Source organism: Nocardia wallacei, assembly GCF_029869545.1.
In the GTDB taxonomy this organism is placed as follows: domain Bacteria; phylum Actinomycetota; class Actinomycetes; order Mycobacteriales; family Mycobacteriaceae; genus Nocardia; species Nocardia wallacei_A.
In genome coordinates this window covers 1-1,601 of sequence record NZ_JARWQD010000295.1, presented here as the reverse complement: position 1 = coordinate 1,601, position 1,601 = coordinate 1, and the positions used below count along the sequence as shown (strand labels likewise).

General features: G+C 74.3%; 2 protein-coding genes. Both read right to left on the bottom strand.

What is annotated here, in order from left to right:
* Nucleotides 1-374 precede the first annotated feature (374 nt).
* A complete protein-coding gene (locus QH290_RS25960; protein ID WP_280385728.1) occupies nt 375-758 on the bottom strand; it encodes a hypothetical protein in 384 nt (127 codons plus the stop codon).
* Between the two features lie 176 nt (nt 759-934).
* Complete coding sequence (locus QH290_RS25955; protein WP_280385726.1) at nt 935-1,375, bottom strand: hypothetical protein; 441 nt, start codon at nt 1,373-1,375, stop codon at nt 935-937.
* Between the last annotated feature and the right edge of the window lie 226 nt (nt 1,376-1,601).

Here is a 1,601-nt window from a genome sequence, read left to right as displayed (position 1 = left end):
GCAACCGCCGCAACGGAACTCCGCTGCGCTCCGTGCAGCCCATATCGAGCGGCCCCAGCCACCAACCCGCCGGGCCCAGCCCCGTCTCCCCCACGCCGCGCCGGTCGACGACCCGCCCCCCCCGGCCCCCCGACCCGGCGGCGCTGGCCGCCCGCCGCCCCCCGCCCCCCGCGGGGGGGGGCGGGGGGGGCGCGTCGTCGACCGGCGCGGCGTGGGTGAGACGGGGCTGGGCCCGGCGGGTTGGTGGCTGGGGCCGCTCGATATGGGCTGCACGGAGCGCAGCGGAGTTCCGTTGCGGCGGTTGCCGGAGCGGCCCCGTGGTTGGGCGGCCGGTGCCGGGCAGTTTCGGTCTGCCCGGCCGGGCGTGAGGCTGGTTATGGGTGGTTGGCGAATTCGGTGTCGAGGGCGCGGATGATGGCGGCGAGTAGCTCGGCGGCCTGGGCGTGGTGGGCGCGCCAGCGTGCGTAGCTGCGGGCGATGCCGCTGCCGCGTCCGTGAGAGTTGTTGTCTGCGAGGTGCTGCATGCGCTCGGCGCGTTGGTGGCGGCGGTGCAGTTCGGCGGTCAGGGCGGTGCGCAGTCCGGCGATGTCGTCGTGTTGGTGCCAGGTGCGTTGGGCGGTGGCGAGGCTGTCGGCGACGGCTGCGGCTATGCCGGGGGCGATTCCGTCGGGGCTGGTGAGATAGTGGCGGCGCATACGGGTGAGGAATGCGCGTAGCGCGAGGTTCACCGCCGGGTCGGCGGGTTGGGTGTTGTCCACGGGGGTCCTTCGTGGGTGAGTCGGGGGTGTGAGGCGCGGCGCGCGGTGGTCTGCCGCCGAAATTCGGCAGCACGCAGCGCAGCGGAGTTCCGTTGCGGCCGTTGCCGGACTAGGGCTAGGGTGCGCACGGCACCCGGCCGGATTGGGTGGCCGGGTGCTGTGCGGGGCGGGGTCGGCTACCAGGCTTGGTAGGCTTCGCGGCCGCTGTTGAACGGCGGCAGGATGTGCCCGAGGTGGACTCCTCGGCCCTCACTGGTGCGGGGGTCGGGGGCGTGGCGTTCGGCGGTGCGGATCAATTCGGACCATGGGGTCCATTCCTTGGCGTAGAACGCGAAGGGGACGTAGGCGTTGATGCTGGTATCCGCGTACAGGGCGGTGTATTTGGTGAGGGCGTTGTATCCGTTGCCGGGGTTGTCGTCGCGGGCGTGCGGGACGGCGACGGCGTTGGTGACGGGCTGGTCGACGGGTTCGACGCGCAGCCGGTAGGCGGGCCCGGTGGGCGGGGTGATCAGTAGTGCGCCGGTGGTGTCGACGGTGTGCGGGATGCCGCACTCGTCGGCGGTGGCGCGGATGGCGGCGACGATTTCGCCGAGTGAGATGTGTTCTTGATTGCTCATGTCGGATTTGTCTCCGGTCGGGGGGGGGGGGGGGGGGGGGGGGGGGGGGGGGGGGGGGGCCGGGCGGGGGGGGGGGGGGGGGGGGGGGGGGGGGGGGGGGGGGGGGGGGGGGGGGGGGGGCCCCCCCCCGCCGCGACCACGATCAACCTGTCGCTGCGCACCCCGGACGAGCAAGCGAGTCTGGTCGCCGCGCTGGCCGGATACCTGCAGGGCTTGTCCGGGCACG